Annotated in this window: 13 protein-coding genes and 1 pseudogene; 4 read left to right on the forward strand and 10 right to left on the reverse strand. The window is 63.9% G+C overall.

Features of this window, described 5'->3' with window-relative positions:
* The first annotated feature begins 9 nt into the window (after window positions 1-9).
* Window positions 10-1,839 (forward strand): SLC13 family permease, encoded by a 1,830-nt coding sequence (locus tag GV002_RS19045; RefSeq protein WP_160019838.1) that lies wholly within the window; start codon window positions 10-12, stop codon window positions 1,837-1,839.
* A gap of 6 nt (window positions 1,840-1,845) precedes the next feature.
* Here GV002_RS19045 and GV002_RS19050 read toward each other — a convergent pair whose 3' ends face one another.
* The gene (locus GV002_RS19050) at window positions 1,846-2,316 is read right to left on the reverse strand and encodes a bacteriohemerythrin (RefSeq protein WP_160019839.1); all 471 of its coding nucleotides are present in this window, start codon (window positions 2,314-2,316) and stop codon (window positions 1,846-1,848) included.
* Between the two features lie 209 nt (window positions 2,317-2,525).
* On the opposite strand from GV002_RS19050, the gene rlmF reads away from it, so the two are divergent.
* Window positions 2,526-3,527 (forward strand): 23S rRNA (adenine(1618)-N(6))-methyltransferase RlmF, encoded by a 1,002-nt coding sequence (rlmF, locus tag GV002_RS19055; RefSeq protein ID WP_160019840.1) that lies wholly within the window; start codon window positions 2,526-2,528, stop codon window positions 3,525-3,527.
* A gap of 222 nt (window positions 3,528-3,749) precedes the next feature.
* Here rlmF and GV002_RS19060 read toward each other — a convergent pair whose 3' ends face one another.
* The 7 genes from GV002_RS19060 to GV002_RS19090 all read right to left on the reverse strand — a co-directional run bounded on the left by GV002_RS19060 (window position 3,750) and on the right by GV002_RS19090 (window position 11,975).
* Window positions 3,750-4,994, reverse strand: coding sequence for an SLC13 family permease (locus tag GV002_RS19060; RefSeq protein ID WP_160019841.1), 1,245 nt, complete (start codon window positions 4,992-4,994; stop codon window positions 3,750-3,752).
* Window positions 4,995-5,180: 186 nt separating this feature from the next.
* Window positions 5,181-5,723: a hydrolase gene (locus GV002_RS19065; protein ID WP_160019842.1), complete on the reverse strand. Its 543-nt coding sequence runs from the start codon at window positions 5,721-5,723 to the stop codon at window positions 5,181-5,183.
* A gap of 2 nt (window positions 5,724-5,725) precedes the next feature.
* Window positions 5,726-9,160 (reverse strand): SbcC/MukB-like Walker B domain-containing protein, encoded by a 3,435-nt coding sequence (locus GV002_RS19070; RefSeq protein ID WP_160019843.1) that lies wholly within the window; start codon window positions 9,158-9,160, stop codon window positions 5,726-5,728.
* A 59-nt stretch (window positions 9,161-9,219) separates the two neighbouring features.
* Window positions 9,220-9,585: a hypothetical protein gene (locus GV002_RS19075; RefSeq protein WP_160019844.1), complete on the reverse strand. Its 366-nt coding sequence runs from the start codon at window positions 9,583-9,585 to the stop codon at window positions 9,220-9,222.
* Between the two features lie 68 nt (window positions 9,586-9,653).
* On the reverse strand, window positions 9,654-10,634 hold the full coding sequence (locus GV002_RS19080) for a sensor domain-containing diguanylate cyclase (RefSeq protein WP_256667137.1): 981 nt from the start codon (window positions 10,632-10,634) through the stop codon (window positions 9,654-9,656).
* A gap of 201 nt (window positions 10,635-10,835) precedes the next feature.
* Window positions 10,836-11,441 carry an N-methyl-D-aspartate receptor NMDAR2C subunit gene (locus GV002_RS19085; protein ID WP_160019846.1) on the reverse strand — a complete coding sequence of 202 codons (606 nt, stop codon included), beginning with the start codon at window positions 11,439-11,441 and terminating at the stop codon, window positions 10,836-10,838.
* Window positions 11,442-11,489: 48 nt separating this feature from the next.
* Window positions 11,490-11,975 carry a shikimate kinase gene (locus tag GV002_RS19090; RefSeq protein ID WP_160019847.1) on the reverse strand — a complete coding sequence of 162 codons (486 nt, stop codon included), beginning with the start codon at window positions 11,973-11,975 and terminating at the stop codon, window positions 11,490-11,492.
* 163 nt (window positions 11,976-12,138) lie between these two features.
* Between GV002_RS19090 and GV002_RS19095 the strand changes: the two are divergent.
* Window positions 12,139-12,375: pseudogene (locus tag GV002_RS19095) on the forward strand (IS110 family transposase); the annotation flags it as partial.
* An 84-nt stretch (window positions 12,376-12,459) separates the two neighbouring features.
* Here GV002_RS19095 and sbcD read toward each other — a convergent pair.
* Both sbcD and GV002_RS19105 read right to left on the reverse strand, forming a co-directional pair.
* On the reverse strand, window positions 12,460-13,680 hold the full coding sequence (gene sbcD, locus GV002_RS19100) for an exonuclease subunit SbcD (RefSeq protein WP_160019848.1): 1,221 nt from the start codon (window positions 13,678-13,680) through the stop codon (window positions 12,460-12,462).
* Window positions 13,677-14,096, reverse strand: a complete 420-nt coding sequence (locus GV002_RS19105; RefSeq protein WP_160019849.1) for an Lrp/AsnC family transcriptional regulator — start codon at window positions 14,094-14,096, stop codon at window positions 13,677-13,679. Before GV002_RS19105 ends, sbcD begins: the two co-directional genes overlap by 4 nt.
* A 123-nt stretch (window positions 14,097-14,219) precedes the next feature.
* Between GV002_RS19105 and yjeH the strand changes: the two genes are divergently transcribed.
* Window positions 14,220-15,473, forward strand: a complete 1,254-nt coding sequence (gene yjeH, locus GV002_RS19110) for an L-methionine/branched-chain amino acid transporter (protein ID WP_160019850.1) — start codon at window positions 14,220-14,222, stop codon at window positions 15,471-15,473.
* The last annotated feature ends 14 nt before the right edge of the window (window positions 15,474-15,487 follow it).

Consider the following 15,487-nt stretch of genomic DNA (forward strand, 5'->3'; position numbering starts at 1 on the left):
GGAATCGCGATGAATCCGGACCTGCTCTGGGTGCTCGGCCTGCTGGCCGGCGCCGTCACTCTGTTCATCATCGGCAAGCCACGCATGGACGTGGTCGCCTTGCTGGTGCTGGTCGCCCTACCGCTGACCGGCGTACTCGACCTGCAACAGACCCTGGCCGGTTTCAGCGACGCCAACGTCATCCTCATTGCCGCGCTGTTTGTCATCGGCGACGGCCTGGTGCGCACCGGCATCGCCTATCGCCTGGGCGACTGGCTGGTGGCCAGGGCCGGTAGCAGCGAAACGCGCCTGCTGATTCTGCTGATGCTGGCAGTGGCCGGCCTGGGCTCGGTGATGAGTTCCACCGGTGTGGTAGCGATCTTCATCCCCGTGGTGCTCGGCGTGGCTGCGCGCCTGCGCATCGCCCCGGCGCGACTGATGATGCCACTGGCTTTCGCTGGCCTGATCAGCGGCATGCTGACGCTGGTCGCCACACCGCCGAACCTGGTGGTGCATGCCGAACTGCGCCGCGCCGGGTTGGATGGTTTTGGCTTTTTCGATCTCACGCCCATCGGCCTGGCGGTGCTGGTGCTCGGTGTCGGCTACATGCTGATCGCCCGACGCTGGCTGGTGCGCAAGAACGCTGGTGAGGGAGGCGAGCCGCCGCGCCTGACCCTGGCTGACCTGGCCGAACGCTACCGTCTGAGCGAACGCGAACGGCGCCTGCAGGTACGTGCCGACTCGCCCCTGGCCAATCAGGTGCTCAACGAACTGCAGCTGCGTCGCGAGCACGGCATCAACGTCATCGCCATCGAGCGGCGCCAGCGCCTGCGCACCCTGTTGCTGATGGCCAGCGGCAATACCCTGCTGGAACCGGGCGACGTGCTGCTGGTGGACATTGCCAGTCCCGCCATCGGCCTGCTAGGCAGCTACCAGGCGCTGGGTCTGGAACCGATGCCGTTGCCGCATTCGTATTTCAGCCTGCACGCCCATGAGCTGGGTCTGGCCGAAGTGGCGTTGCCGCCGGAGTCGCAACTGCCGGGCAAGACCATCCAGGAGTTGGGCTTTCGCTCGCGGCACAAGCTCAACGTGGTCGGCCTGCGCCGTCAGGGACAGGCGCTGGAAGGCGTGTTGGTGGACGAGAAACTCAAGGCCTCCGACACCCTGCTGGTGGCCGGCGCCTGGCGCGACATCCACCGTTTGCAGGGGCTGAACCGCGATTTTCTGGTGCTCAGCCTCCCAGCGGAAGTAGCCGAGGTGGCGCCTTCTGCGCGCAAGGCCCCCTACGCCCTGCTCAGCCTGGCAGTGATGGTGCTGCTGATGGTCAGCGGCCTGGTACCCAACGTGCAGGCCGCGCTGATCGCCTGCCTGCTGATGGGCGCGTTCCGCTGCATCGACCTGGACAGCGCCTATCGCGCCATTCATTGGCCGACGCTGATCCTCATCGTCGGCATGCTGCCCTTCGCCCAGGCCTTGCAGCAGACCGGTGGCGTCGAACTGGCCGTGCAGGGTCTGGTGGGCGGCCTGGGCGATGCCGGGCCACGGCTGATTCTCGCCAGCCTGTTCGTGCTTACCGCAGTGATCGGCCTGTTCATCTCCAACACCGCCACGGCGGTGCTGATGGCGCCGGTGGCAATTGCCACGGCGCAGGCGCTGGGCGTCTCGCCACTGCCCTTCGCCATGACCGTTGCCCTGGCTGCCTCGGCCGCGTTCATGACGCCGATCTCATCGCCGGTGAACACCCTGGTGCTGGGTCCGGGTCAGTACCGCTTCGGCGACTTCGTGCGCATCGGCGTGCCTTTCACTCTGCTGGTGATGATCGTCAGTGTGATGCTGGTACCGCTGATCTTTCCGCTCTGAGACAGCTCACGCCGCACTGCGGAAGAATCGCCGACCGGCACGGCGCAGCCATCCACCCTCGGAGGTGTCGGCACTGAGCCGGCGCAGGTTGTCATTGATGGCTTCGACGTAATTGCGATCATCGCTGCGGATATGACTGAACAACCAGCGCCCCAACAAGCCCTTGAGCTCATCGGCAATATCCTCGCCGCCGATGAAGCGCTGGCGGTAGTCCTCCACACGCTTGATGAACAGCGCGTGCACCCTTTTGTGTGCCTTGGTGAAGACGTAGCCCGCCTCCTCGAGCATCGCTTCCTCGAAGGCGAAGTGTGAAACGGTGTAGTCAATCAACTCGTCGATCACCGTACCCACCTTCACCTTGCTGGCGGTGCGCTGGGCATCGTCCAACTGATTGATCATGGCAACGATGCGCTTGTGCTGATCGTCGATGACCGCGATGCCGGTATCGAGGTCGTCGCTCCATTCCAGGTATGTCATGGTGCCTCCTAACTGCTGATCGAAGAGGCGCGCAGTCTAAGGCCGCAGGCGAGTCCCCGATTGACCTGGATCAACACAAGGTCAGCCACTTTATGGCCACTTGCCAGCCTTCCTTGATCGCAGCACAGGTCGCTCCCGCGCTTCCATGGGTTACGAGCCGCAAGCAAAGCATGCGAAAATCCTGCGCCCGAACCGCCAGATGCTCGTTCATGCCCCAGCCGCCGAGACGCCCACGCAAGCCCGCCCCCGCCGCCGTGAAAACCGCACCTAGCAAGGGCGAGCTGCATCCGCGCAACCGTCACCAGGGGCGCTACGATTTTCCCGCGCTGATCAAGGCAAGTCCCGAGCTGGGCGACTTCGTCATCACCAATCCCTACGGTAAACCGAGCATCGACTTCGCCAACCCGGCAGCGGTCAAGGTGTTCAACCGCGCGCTGCTGGCGCAGTACTACGGCATCCGCCACTGGGATATTCCCGACGGTTACCTGTGCCCACCGATCCCGGGGCGCGCCGATTATCTGCACAACCTCGCCGATCTGCTGGCGACTGACAACGATGGGCAGATTCCTCGCGGCGCCATGGTGCGAGCACTGGATATCGGCGTCGGCGCCAACTGCATCTATCCACTGATTGGTCGCTGTGAATATGGCTGGCAGTTCATGGGTGCCGACATTGCCAAGGAAGCACTGGCATCTGCACGCGCCATCGTCGCCGCCAACCCGCAACTGGCCGGCGGCGTCGAGCTGCGCCAACAGACCAATGCCGAGCACATCTTCCTCGGCCTGCTGCAGGCGCAGGAGTACGTCGACCTGACCCTGTGCAACCCGCCCTTCCACGCCAGCGCCGCCGAGGCCACCAGCGGCAGCACGCGCAAGTGGCGCAACCTGGGCAAGCTCGACCCCAAGCGCAAGTTGCCGATGCTCAACTTCGGCGGCCAGGCGGCCGAGCTGTGGTGCCCGGGTGGCGAGGCAGCCTTTCTCAAGCGCATGGCCAGCGAAAGCGCGCAGGTGGCCGGGCAGGTGCTGTGGTTCAGCAGCCTGGTGTCCAAAGGCAGCCATGTGGAATTGCTACAAGGCTGGCTGGCCAAGGCCGGTACTGCCGAGGTGCGTATTCTCGGCATGTCCCAAGGGCAGAAGCAGAGTCGCCTGGTGGCCTGGACGTTCAAGAATGCCGAAGAGCGCAGCACCTGGAGCAAGAGTCGCTGGCGCTGAGACCTGCTGGTGCGCGCGGCGCATCCTACCTGGGGCCGACCTTGATACCGGGTTAGGCCGTAGGGTGTGCCGTGCGCACCAATCTCCCCACCAGGATAACCAACCACCCAGCGCCAGGCCCCGTGCAACGCGCTCGCAGCGGCGGTGCGCGCGGCGCACCCTACCTGGGGCCGACCTTAATGCCGGGTTAGGCCGTAGGGTGTGCCGTGCGCACCGATCCTCCTACCAGGGCAACCAGCCACCGAGCACCAGCCACAGCCCGGCCACCGTCATGCTCAGCAACGTCACCGGCACGCCGCTGCGCGCGTAATCGACGAAACCAAGCCTGACGCCCTGACGCTTCGCCCCTTCGGCAACGATCAGGTTGACCACGCTGCCAATCAGCAGGAGGTTGCCGGCCAGGGTCGACATCACCGCCAGGCCAATCAGCACCGAATGCGACAGTTCCGGCATCAGGCCCAGCAGCAGCACCACGAACGGCACGTTGCCGATCAGGTTGCCTGCCACCAGGGATGAAGTCGCCAGCGAGATCACGCCCTGCGGCAACAGGCCATGTTCGGCCATCCAGGCGGCGCCCTGCGCCAGTTGCGGCAACTGCAGAGCGGCGCCGCTGACCAGGAACAAGCCCACGAACAGCAACAGCAGGTTCCAGTCCACCTTGTTCACGTAGTCGCGGCTGTCCACCCGCCGCGACACCATCACCAGCACCGCAATCAGCAGCGCCGATAACTCACGCGGCAACGCCGTGGCGAACAGCGCCAGCAGCGCCAGGCTGGCCAGCAGCGGCTTCAGATAGCTGTGTGCGCCATAGATATGCTCGAGGGGCGTATCGTCAGCGGCCAACGGCCTGGCTTCACCCCAACGATGGCGCCACTGCAGCCAGATCACTGCGTAAACGATGGCCATCGCGACCACGGCAGGTGGCCCGGCCACAGCCACATAACCCCAGAAATCCAGGGCACCAGCCTGACCAATGAGGATGTTCTGTGGATTACCGATCAGGCTCGCCGCCGAACCCGCGTTGCACGACAGCGCCAGCGCCAGGAGAAACGGCCGGGGCTCCAGCCCGCGCAGGTGCAGGCTGCGACACAACAGCGGGGTCAGGGCGAAGGCGACGATATCGTTGACCAGCACCGCCGAGAGCAAGCCGCCCAGCAGCACCACGCCGAACAACAGCACTGCCGGGCGCTCGGCATGCTCGGTCAGGTAGCGGTTGAGCCAGGCATACACACCGGAAAAATCGAACTGCGCGGAAATCAGCATCAGCGCCAACAGCAGCAACAACGCGCCAGGATCGAGATGATGGGCCGCGTTCTCCATGCTCAGCGCACCGCTGACCAACAGCAGAACGGCAGCACAACAGGCGATCCAGCTGCGGTCGATACGCAAGCCGCGGATGCCGCCGGCAGCCATGCCCAGATAGGTGAGGACGAACAGGCCAATGGTCAGCCAGGCTGCGAAAGTCATGCGCGATTCACCCGAACGGATGCATGGGATAAGCCGCGCAATCTAGCGAGCCCGACGCGACACGGGAATAGCACGCCGCATTTTTTATGGCCGTTGCCAAACCCTGCCGAAGCAGGCCAACCCGTAGCCCGGATGCAATCCGGGGCAGCCGTACCAGGCATTCCCGGATTGCATCCGGGCTACGAATCAGCGAATGAAACCGCGGCTGATCTCGCGAAACTGCTCGGTACCGGCACGCTCCAGCCACTCGAAGGCGACCATCTCGCGCGAGACGATCACCGCCCCGGCACGCTCCATGCGCGCCAGGCCCAGCGCCTTGTCACGTGGCCGACGCGAACCCACGGCCTCCTCGACCACGAACACTTCACGTCCGGCTGCCAGCAGGCCGAGTACCGTCTGCAGTACGCAGACATGCGTTTCCGTGCCACAGACGATGAACTGCTGGCGCTCCCCCCCCGGCAAGTCGAACAGCCCTGCTCCTGCGGTCGCCGAGAAATGAATCTTCTCCCGCAGCCCCTCGCCCGGCAGCAGCTCATGCAGGCCCGCCTCGGTATAGCCCAAGCCCTTGGGATACTGCTCGGTCGCGATCACCGGCACGTGCAGACTCTGCGCCACACGCACCAGCCACGAGGCCTGTTCGATCACTGCCGCGCCGCCATCGATGGCCGGCAGCAGTCGCTCCTGCAGGTCGATGACCAACAGGGTGGAATCCTTCGCTCGCATCAGCATCACTACGCTCCTTCCTTCACCGCAAAACGCGCGTCTAGCCGGCTGTAGCCCAGGCCAACGCCCTTGTGCACCCGCAGTTGCACGGGAATACGTTCCTTCATCGCCTCGACATGGCTGATCACACCGATGGTCTTGCCGCTGGCGTTGAGGTTGTCCAGCGCATCCAGGGCCACCTCCAGGGTTTCGCCGTCGAGGGTGCCGAAGCCTTCATCGAGAAACAGCGAATCGATGCTGGTCTTGTGGCTGACCAGGTCGGACAGCGCCAGCGCCAGCGCCAGACTCACCAGAAAGCTTTCGCCACCGGACAGCGTGCGGCAGTCACGCGCCACATCGGCCTGCCAGGTGTCGCACACCTCCAGCTCCAGCTCGCCGCTGCCCTTGCGCGCCAACTGATAACGCCCGTGCAGCCGCGTCAGTTGGCGGTTGGCCAGGTGGATCAGGTGATCGAGGGTCAGCCCCTGGGCGAACTTGCGAAACTTGGCGCCGTCGGCCGAGCCAATCAGGCCGTTGAGTTGTTGCCAGAGGGCGTGCTCACCCTCCTGCGCGTCGATCTCGGCGAACAGCGCCTGCTGGCTGCTGCGCCGTGCATCGTCGGCCTGCAACTGCGCGCGCAACTCGCCCTGGCGCTGGCTCAGTGCACGCAATTCGCTCTGCAGTAGATGCAGCTGCTCGTCCAGTTCGCCAAGCGCCAGCTCGGTCTGCGGCATGGCGGCGAGCTGCTGCAACTGCGCGTCGGCGGCAGCCAACAGCGTCGATGCCTCGGTCAGGGTTCGCTCCACACCTGCCTGCAACGCCAGCAGACGCGTTCGCTCATCCTCCTCCAGCAGCGCGGCGAGAAACGCCGCAAGATCGCTGAAAGGACTGGCCGTCAGTGCCTGCAGCCAATGCTGCTCGGCCTCGCTCGAGCGTTGCTGCAATTGCTGTAGCACTGTGCGCTGACTCTGCTCGCGACCGCGCAAGGCATCACTTTCACGCTGGGCACTGGCCAGGGCGTTGGCGGCCTCATTCAACGCCAGCTCCGGCCGTGCCGACGACTCGGGCTCAGCCAGGGTCATCGCACCTTCGTTCTGCCAGCGCTGTTGCCAGTGCTCGGCCTGTGCCTCTGCTTCAGCGAGCAAGCGCTGCGCCTCGCGCTGCTGCTCCTGCAACTGCTGGTCCCGCGCCTGGGCCTGCTGCCAGTCGCGCCAGGTACTTTCCTGTTCGGCCAACCAGGCAACGGCGTCCGCCGGCAACTCCGTGGCAAAGCCTGCAAGACTGCTCAGCAGCGTCCGCTGGCGGTGCTGCAACTCCTGCTCCAGATGCTGCAGGCGCTCGCCCTGCTCGGTTTGTCGCGCCTGCAGGTTCTCCTCATCACGCGCCAGTAGCGCCTGGCGCTGCTGCGCATCGGCTACGGCATGCTCGGCCACCTCGCGGTCACTACGCGCCTGCGCCAGTTGCGCCTGCCCAGCCTCGACCGAGGCGAGTCGCGCCTGCAGATGCGTCAGACTCTGCTCATGCTGGCGCTGCAGTTCGCGCAAATCGGCACCGTCAGTAACCTGCAGGGCCTGCTCGCTCAGTTGCTGCTGCCACTGCGCGTCCTGCTGAGCGGCTTGCTGACTTGCCTGCTCCAGTTGCTGCTGCATCTGAGCGATCTGCGTCGCCAGGCGGGTCAGCTCGTCACGCAGGGTGCCGCCCTGGCTTTCCAGTTGCGCCAGTTCGTTGCGGCACTGTTCCAGCGCCTGGCGCGTGGCGGAGACGTTGAGCGCCTGGTACTGACTGACCGCCGGATGCTCGTGCGAACCACACAACGGGCAGGCTTCGCCCGGCTGCAGCTGGGCGCGGTAGGCTTCCAGATCCTGAATGCGCTGTTCCTGCTCCAGCAGCTTTTCCTTGTCGGCCTGCTGTTGCTTGAGCGCCTTGTAACGCTCGCGCAGGCCGGTGATTTCATCGTTCTTGCTGGCGTGCTGTACCTGCAACTGAGCCAGACGCGGGGTCAGTTCGGCGACCTGGGCGGCCGTTTGCTCACGGACCAGCGCCAGTTGCTCCAGGCGATCCAACGCGCGCCCCTGCACTTGCAACTGCTGCCAACGCTGACGCAGCCCAGCCTCGTCGCCCTCCCCGAGTAATGCCTGCAGTTCGCTGTGCTGCCCGGCTTCGCTGGTACGCGCGGCCTCCAGGCGCTTCAGCGCGTCGGCCTGCTGCGCACCGAGCTGATCACGCTGGCGCTGCAAGGCGGCGAGCTGTTCACGCTCCTGCGACAAGCGCGCGTGCAACGCCTGTTGCTCCTTGAGCAGTTGCCCATGCTGATCGAACTGCGCACGCCAGCCGCCAAGCAATTCGCCCAGACGCTCCTGCTGCGGTGCACTGCTGAGACGTGCACGCAGGGTTTCGCGTTGTCTGACCAGCCCCTGCAGCTGCGCCTGACGCAAGCTCAGGCATTGCTGGGCATAGCGGCTGGCCAGCCAGAGTTGCTGGTGCTCGCGTTCACTGCTGTGGCGTTGTTGCTGGTGCAGGTCATCCAGCGCCTGCTGCGCCTGTTGCCTGTCTTGTTGCACTTGCTGCCAGGCCAGGTACAGCGGCTGCAATCGCGCTGCCGGCTCACTGACGGCCAGACGCTGCAGTTCACCGGCCGCATCCTGACGCGCCTGCTGGGCCCGTTCCAGTCCCAATCGAGCCTGCTCCCGCTGCTGTTCAGCCTGCTGCAGCGCTTCACGCCAGCGACGCTGGGCCTGCAGAGCTTGCTGCCGGGCCAACAGCGGGGGCTCGTTCTGGCTCAGGCGCTGATGCTCGGCCTGCAGCTCGGCGCGCTGCGCCTCGTCGAGCAACTCCATGCCCTGTGCGCGGCTTTTAAGCAGATTGAGCGCCTGTTCGGCGGCTTTGGTGCGCTCGTAGACCTGCTGGGAAATCTGCCCGTACACCTCGGTGCCGGTCAGCTCCTCCAGCAGCTCCGCGCGCTGGTTGGCATTGGCTTCGAGAAACGCCGCGAAACCGCCCTGGGCCAGCAGCATGGACTTGGTGAAGCGCTCGAAATCCAGGCCGGTCAGCTCGGCAGTCAGGCTCTCCTTTTCGCGAATCTTGTCGGTGAGGATTTCGCCATCGGCGATACGCGCCAGCTCGACCTTGGGCGCCTGCAGCGCGCCGTCCACCTTGTCGCGCGCACGGCGCTGGCTCCAGAAGGCGCGATAGCCCTGCCCCTTGACCTCGAACTCGACCTCGGCCAGGCAGTCGGCGGTGTGCCGCGTCATCAGTTCGTTGCCACTGGCCGACAGCGTGCTCATGCGCGGCGTGCGGTGATACAGGGCCAGGCAGATGGCGTCGAGCAGCGTAGTCTTGCCCGCGCCGGTCGGCCCGGTAATGGCGAACAGGCCACTACCGGCGAAAGGCTCGGCAGCGAAGTCGATCTTCCACTCGCCCTTGAGGGAATTGAGGTTCTTGAGGCGCAGGCTGAGGATTTTCATGCACAGGTCGTAAGCCGTTGGAGGCGGTCATTCTGGCATATCCGCCCCTACGTAAAGGCTCAGTCGCGGCAATAACCCTCACCGCTGCGCACGGTCAGGCAATTCTGTTTATCCAGTAGCCATTTCATGCCGGTGGCTTCACCGTCGGTGGCGCTGATGCTCTCCACCACGCCATCGCGCACGAAGACGATCTTCGCCCCCTGCGCACGGCCGACGAAGCGGCGCGGGCCGTCGAGGTTGGCGATGGTCAGACGGTAGTCGGCCGGCGTGCCACTGATATCCAGGTAGGTACCTTCGGGCCCGTTCCAGCGCCCCAGCCATTGCTCGGTCACCCTGACGTCCTGCTCGCCGGACGACCTGGCGCAGCCGGATAGCAGCAGGGGAACGGCCGCAGCCGCGAGAAGAAAGTGCGCAGTTCTGTGCATGACGCTCTCCACAGGAAGGGTTAGCCGTTTCGACCAGAGCCGCACATGAGCGGTTCAGGCCCAAGCGCTTACAGCATCTCGATACGGTCGCGGCCTCTGGCCTTGGCGCGGTACATCGCCTGGTCCGCCCGCTCCATCAGGCTGTCCAGGCTCTCGCCAGGGCGATACTCGGCAATGCCGAAACTGGCGCTCTTGCGTTGCACCCGGTCGAACGAAAAACCGTTGATACGCTTCTGCAGGGCCTGCACAGCCTGCTCTGCATGAGCCGCATCGGTCTCCGGCAGGATGATGAGAAACTCCTCGCCGCCAAGCCGCCCGACCTTGTCCATCACTCGCACACCGTCGCGCAGCAGGCCGGCGAACTGGCGCAGCACGCTGTCCCCCACCGCATGGCCATGAGTATCGTTGACGCTCTTGAAGTGGTCGATATCGATCAGCACCACCGAAAACGGCGTGCCATAACGATTGGTCCGCGCCACTTCCTCGATCAGAAAACGCAGGGTACGCGAACGATTCCACAGCCCGGTCAGGCTGTCGACACTGGCGCTGAGGGCCAGGCTGTCCTGATGCAGGAACATGTGTTTGTGCGCCTTTTCCAGAAGAAAGGCGCTGAGCAGGCCAAAGGAGAACGAAGCGAGAATCCAGATCAGGTGCAGGCGCTGCATGCCGGGGGTCAGCGAGTGCTCGAGCGTGACCAGCAAAATCGCCGCCAGAGACAACAACGCGGTAGCCATGGCACGCCTGAGCGTCAGCCCGGAGATGGCGAATGTCCACATCAGGTTGAGATAGATCTCCGGCGCGTAGAAGGCGAAACGCGGTGAGCCGAAATTGAAGTAGAGATTGGACAGCACCGAGATGATGGGCGCGAGTGACAGCAACCCCAGCATCAACGGCTGCCGCCTTGGTTGAAAACTCAGCAGCCCGATAGCCAGCAACGCTGCCGGTACCAGCAACGCATGCACGATGAACCGCGCGAGAGGCTGATCGGTTTCGACGTTCTGCTCGATGGCGGCGTAGATCAGATACAGCGCCATGGTCAGAAAAGCCACGTAGCGAATCTGCGGAATCTTCGCCTGTAGATACCAGCACGCAAACCCCTGCCGAGTCGCATCCGGCACTCCATGCAAAGGGTCAAGCGCACGCAGCAAGCTATTGAACGACGGCACTTCGCTCCCCTGTCGAATGGCCACTATTCACAGCATAGAACGCTTGTCGCATCGGAAGCGATGCAGGCTTCACTCAATCGCCTGTCAAACCACGCCAGCCAGATTTATCCGAGCCTGTGCCTCGTAGCGCGTCCTGAAATGATCCGTGTTGTAAATCATCGAGCGCGCCAGAAATGACTTCAGAACGCTGCGCCGCTTGATGCGGTACACAAGGCCCGGCACCCAGGCGTACTCGGCACGCACCTGGGCGTCGTACTCGGCGAAACGCTCCGGCGTGGCGCCGAGAATGGCCAGGTCGATATCCACCAGCAACTGCTCATCCGGCTCGCCCGGCGTCGCATCATGCCGGGTGACCATGATCAGTCGTTCGACCCGCGCCAACGTCGCCTGGCTGGCCTGACAGCTCGCGAGCACCCGGATGGCCCAATCCGCACTCTGGCGCTCGTTGTTCTTGCCGCGCACGTCGTAGATGGCGTCATGGAACCAGAGCGCAATGGCCACCTCGCCCGGCTGCTGCGCCAAGTGCCGCGCCTGATCGAAATGCATCAGGCATTCGCGCAGGTGTTGCAGCGAGTGATAGTGCCGCTGCGGTTCCTCGTAGGCACGAACGAGTTGTTCGAACAGACCTGGCGGAGGCTGCAGGCCCAGGTCTGACCAGGCGCTGGCCCAGGATGATGGGAGAAGAGTCATTTAGGGTATCGATAGCGCTTGGCCAAGCGAGCGGTTTTGACGCATTTATTATACCGATTCATATTCGGCGGTATTTTTTAGCTCACGCTTCTTTCCGCTGAATGACTCAAACAAATATTTGTGGCTGCCAAGGCCATATTCATCCGTTCGTTTTCCATATGATTGAACCCATTCGATTAGGTTATTTAAGTTCTCATCTTGCTCTTCGATGGAATTGAATTTTTCAGGCTCCCAGGGCCTTGAGCGACAGTGAGCAATACATGTATCCACCCCTGGATTCAGAAATACAAGCTCCTCGCACTCATCTAGAACAGCTTTGATTATGTTGGCATAACAGCCCTCAATGACCCAGCTATCATGTGACTGTATAAACTTCTTAACATCAGCGATGCTTTCTTTGAGCGGGCGTCGCTCCGCACCGTTATGAAATGCAACTTCATCCAGTGATAAGCGTGCAGCGGGTTCTCTAGCGATAATTTTTTTAGAGAGCGTGCTCTTTCCTGAGCCGGCATTTCCAAGAAGTATGAGCTTCATGAGTTTTCTTCTCGATTATCACGATCAAGCCAACGAGCAGGCAAAAGCGTAGCTTCTGACTGCCCAGCGAGCGAAGTGAGCGGCAGTTGAGTGCTGTAATGGACTCTCCCCGCGCCACGGTTCTATACCAAGGCGTTGAGGGTTGAAGATTGGGAGAGCTGCCATGAAACGAATTGCAGTTGATCTGGCCAAGCCCGTTTTACCAAGTTGCCGAGAGTGTCCCTTCCGGCCAGGTGGTGCAGCGCAAGCGACTGAACCGAGAGGCGTTCTGGCGATATATACAGGAGCAGGCCGAGCCGGTCGAGTCGGTGATGTAGGCCTGCGGCACTGCGCCTTACTGGGGCGCTTCGCGCAATCGCTTGGTCATCAGGTCACGCTGCTGCAGCGATGGAGTCAGCCCGCTGGGTTGAGGGCAGCAGGCGCTTGGCCGGAGTGTCGCGACGGCCGTTCCCGGATTGCATCCGGGCTACGGAGGTCTGCGCCGCTAGGCCTTGGGCAGCGCTTCCAGCACCTGCCGGTACAAACCCTGCAAACGCTGGGCATCCTCTTCTTCCAATGTCTCTTGCTGCAAGCGTCGGGCGAATACGTCCTCCACGCTCAGTTCATCCAGCGTTTCCCGCGCTTCGCTGGCCAGGCTGGCACTGGCGTTACCGCGTTCACGGCGGATGCGCAGCACTTCCACCGGCAGCCCCTCACAGAGTGCGTTGATGCGGCTTTGCAGGTCGCTCAGGTAATCGTCGGTACTGACTTGCACTTCCAGCCATACAGGCCGCTCGGGTATGCCCTGTGCAGCAGCCTCGGTGATGGCGCCTGCCAGTTCCTTGAGCGAGCCGCGCAGGCTGGCCATGGGCTGGAACACCGGCACGGGCAGCGGTGTGATCGATTGCAACGCGGCAGCGCCGAACTCCAGCAGCAGAACTTCCTTCTGCTGACGCGACTCGTCGAAGGACAACGCAATCGGTGAGCCGCTGTAGCGGATATGCTCCAGCCCGCCGACCTTCTGCGGGCGGTGGATATGGCCAAGGGCGATGTAGTCCGCCGGTGGGAAGGCACTGGTGGGGAAGGCCTCCAGACTGCCGACGTAGATCTCGCGCACCGACTCGCTGGCGCTGGCACCAACCGTGGTGAGGTGACCGGTGGCGATGATCGGCAGCGCCTGGCCCAACTCGTCACGCTTGCTCGACGCCAGCTCGTACAGCGCCCGGTAATGCTCGGCGATGGCTTGCTGCAGCGACTGCTGTTTGTCCTGCGCGCTCTGCCCCGCCTGGCTGGCCAGCACGTCGCGCGGGCGAATGAAGGGAATGGCGCAGAGAACCGCTCTCGGCTGGCCAGTACGATCATTGAGCAGCAGTACCTGTTCGGCCAGGTCGACGCCCACGCTCGGCACAACCTGCGTGCCCAGTTGCGCCAGCAGGCTGCGGCTTTCACCGAGCATGGCCGGTGAGTCGTGGTTGCCGCCAAGCACCACCAGGGCGCAGCCGGCATCGCGCAGCTCCACCACCAGCCGGTAATACTGCTCGCGGGCGTAACTGGGCGGTGCGCCGGTGTCGAACACGTCGCCGGCAATCAGCAAAACATCCACGTCGCGTGCCCGCACCTGCTCCAGCAGCCAGGAGCAGAAGGCCTGGTGCTCGGCCTGGCGGGTCTTGCCCATGAAGTGCTGGCCCAGGTGCCAGTCGGAGGTGTGCAGGATGCGCAGGCTCATAGCGGCCAGTCCTGCACGACGATGTGAGTCTTGACCCGCTGCATCTGCGGGAAGGCTTCGATGGCCGCGCGCACTTCGCTCAGGCGCGCCATGTTTGGCGCTTCGACCAGCACCAGCATGTCGGTCTCGCCGCTGATGCCGCTGCAATGGCGGATTTCCGGGTATTCGCGCATGCGCTCGACGTAATCCTGGCAACGGGCGTTCTGGTAGAACAGCTCGAGGAAGGCCTTGACCCCACCCTCGCCGGGCACCGCGACCTGGGCGTGATAGCCGCGAATCACCCCGCTCTCTTCCAGGTGACGAATCCGCTCACTGACCGCCGAACGTGACAGGTTGACCTCACGGGAGATCTGGCTGACGGAGGTACGCGCATCACTGCGCAGCAGGGCGAGGATCTGACGATCGAACTTGTCCACGGGGCTTCTCGGGGCGGCAATCAGGTTGACGTGGGAAACCGCCATTTCGTCGGCAAAAGGCGACACCCTGTAATCAGGCGGCGCTCTACCATGGCGGTATCTGCAAAGGCGTGAGCATACCCCATGAGTCGATTGAACAAGGAATTGGGCCTGCTGCAGGGCATCGCCCTGCTCAGCACCTCGCTGCTCGGCACCGGCATCTTCGTGGTGCCGGCCCTGGCGGCCACGGCGGCGGGCGAAGCGTCGTTATGGGCCTGGATGCTGCTGATCGTCCTGGTACTGCCAGTGGCGTTCACCTTCGCCCAGCTGGGCAAGCGCTTCCCTCATGCCGGCGGCGCGCCGCACCTGATCGGCCGCGCCTTCGGTCTGCGCATGGAAGGGGTCAGCGCCCTGCTGTTTCTCGCCGTGCTGCCGGTCGGTCTGCCGGCGGCTCTGCATATCGCCAGCGGCTTCTGGCTGGCATTGTTCGATCTCGATCGCAGTGGCCTGTTGCTCATCGAACTGGCCACGCTGGGCGCCATTCTCCTGCTTGGCCAGCGTCCACCGAAAGCATCGGGCATGCTGCAGGGGCTGATCGCCGTGGCCATCGTCACCAGCGTGGCGCTGATCTGGTGGGTCGGTGACCTGCCGCGCGCCAGCCAACCACTGCTGCCGGCGATGGAGGGCCAATGGCACCTGCTACCGACGGCGCTGGGGGTGATGTTCTGGTGCTTCGTCGGTATCGAGGCCTTCACCCATCTGGGCGAGGAGTTCAAACACCCCGAGCGTGACTTCCCCCTGGCGCTGCTACTCGGCGTGCTGCTGGCCGGCCTGGTGTACTGGGCCTGCTCGGTGGCGGTGCTGAGCTTTGCCACCTACGGCGACGTGCACAGCGACACCACCGCCCTGCCCCGTCTGTTCGAGCAACTGCTGGGCGAGCAGGCGCGCGTTCTGGTGGCAGTGCTCGGTTACCTGGCCTGCTTCGCCTCGATGAACGTGTACATCCAGGGCTTCGCCCGGCTGATCTGGAGCCTGGCCGATGAAGGCCGCCTGCCTGCCAGACTGGCCGTGCGCAACCGCCAGGGCGTACCCGGCAGAGCCTTGCTGCTGGTGGTGATCTGTTGTGCGCTATGCGCGATGCTCTCGGCCACCTTGAACCTGTCGGTAGATGATTTGATCCGCTATGCCAACGGCAACTTCGTGTTGATCTACCTGCTCAGCATGGCCGCCGGCTGGGTGCTGCTCAGTGGCATCTGGCGCCTGCTGGCCGGACTCAGCGGGCTGCTCTGTGCAGCGCTGCTGGTGATGCTCGGCAGCGATGCGCTGTATGCCGCAGGGCTGCTTGCCGCCCTGCTGCTGCTCAGTCATCTGCGTGCGAGGCACAAGGCGCTGGCGTAGGGGGGATCACACCT

The organism is Pseudomonas sp. 8O (assembly GCF_902506495.1).
Taxonomy (GTDB): Bacteria; Pseudomonadota; Gammaproteobacteria; order Pseudomonadales; family Pseudomonadaceae; genus Aquipseudomonas; species Aquipseudomonas chaetocerotis.

What these genes read in the sequence shown, in the direction of transcription:
- GV002_RS19045 (WP_160019838.1), top strand. Translation starts at nt 10, where the DNA reads ATGAATCCGGACCTGCTCTGGGTGCTCGGCCTGCTGGCCGGCGCCGTC.
- GV002_RS19065 (WP_160019842.1), bottom strand. Translation starts at nt 5,723, where the DNA reads ATGCTGATGCGAGCGAAGGATTCCACCCTGTTGGTCATCGACCTGCAG.
- GV002_RS19085 (WP_160019846.1), bottom strand. Translation starts at nt 11,441, where the DNA reads ATGACTCTTCTCCCATCATCCTGGGCCAGCGCCTGGTCAGACCTGGGC.
- GV002_RS19070 (WP_160019843.1), bottom strand. Translation starts at nt 9,160, where the DNA reads ATGAAAATCCTCAGCCTGCGCCTCAAGAACCTCAATTCCCTCAAGGGC.
- GV002_RS19090 (WP_160019847.1), bottom strand. Translation starts at nt 11,975, where the DNA reads ATGAAGCTCATACTTCTTGGAAATGCCGGCTCAGGAAAGAGCACGCTC.
- GV002_RS19075 (WP_160019844.1), bottom strand. Translation starts at nt 9,585, where the DNA reads ATGCACAGAACTGCGCACTTTCTTCTCGCGGCTGCGGCCGTTCCCCTG.
- yjeH (WP_160019850.1), top strand. Translation starts at nt 14,220, where the DNA reads ATGAGTCGATTGAACAAGGAATTGGGCCTGCTGCAGGGCATCGCCCTG.
- GV002_RS19060 (WP_160019841.1), bottom strand. Translation starts at nt 4,994, where the DNA reads ATGACTTTCGCAGCCTGGCTGACCATTGGCCTGTTCGTCCTCACCTAT.
- rlmF (WP_160019840.1), top strand. Translation starts at nt 2,526, where the DNA reads ATGCCCCAGCCGCCGAGACGCCCACGCAAGCCCGCCCCCGCCGCCGTG.
- sbcD (WP_160019848.1), bottom strand. Translation starts at nt 13,680, where the DNA reads ATGAGCCTGCGCATCCTGCACACCTCCGACTGGCACCTGGGCCAGCAC.
- GV002_RS19050 (WP_160019839.1), bottom strand. Translation starts at nt 2,316, where the DNA reads ATGACATACCTGGAATGGAGCGACGACCTCGATACCGGCATCGCGGTC.